Origin of the sequence: Aeromonas molluscorum 848 (assembly GCF_000388115.1) — a bacterium.
Classification (GTDB): domain Bacteria; phylum Pseudomonadota; class Gammaproteobacteria; order Enterobacterales; family Aeromonadaceae; genus Aeromonas; species Aeromonas molluscorum.
In genome coordinates, this window is sequence record NZ_AQGQ01000309.1 from 1 (window position 1) to 504 (window position 504).

Consider the following 504-nt stretch of genomic DNA (forward strand, 5'->3'; position numbering starts at 1 on the left):
ATATCAGGGACTTGTTCGCACCTTCCTTAGGTTTAGTGGTTAAGGTGGTATTCAGAAGTCTTGGTATTGCGTGCCTTACACCTTAACAAGGCGTTAGGCTACATAAACGAGAATTATGGGCACACAAGGTGTTAATGATCTTGGGTCAGCCGTACTGCATTGGCTTTGCTTTTAAAACCATTGTGGTCGCGGAACATGGATATCCGAACACTATCGTGCCCGTGACAAAGTTGCAAAGGGGGGGCTCTCCTCCTCTAAATTTCTCTCATACAGACCATCAGATATCGCCGAGTGACTGTCCGGCGATATCTGATGGTCTGTTGCCTTTTGACCTGCAGGTTCTGTGTTTCCCCTGTCAGCCCGAGCATCACGGTGTCTACCTCACTCATACCTCGCCGCCTCCCAGGCGTGTATCGCCTGTTTGCGGGTCTCGCCCCAGTGATAGCCGCCGAGCTTGCCGTTTTGCTGGATGACTCTGTGGCAGGGGATCATCAAGGCGACGGG

1 protein-coding gene is annotated in these 504 nt (G+C 51.8%); it reads right to left on the reverse strand.

Annotated features, from left to right (window positions below; translation table 11 throughout):
• Window positions 1-381 precede the first annotated feature (381 nt).
• A partial coding sequence (locus tag G113_RS20865) for an MGMT family protein (RefSeq protein ID WP_005915301.1) occupies window positions 382-504 on the reverse strand: 123 nt, incomplete at its 5' end.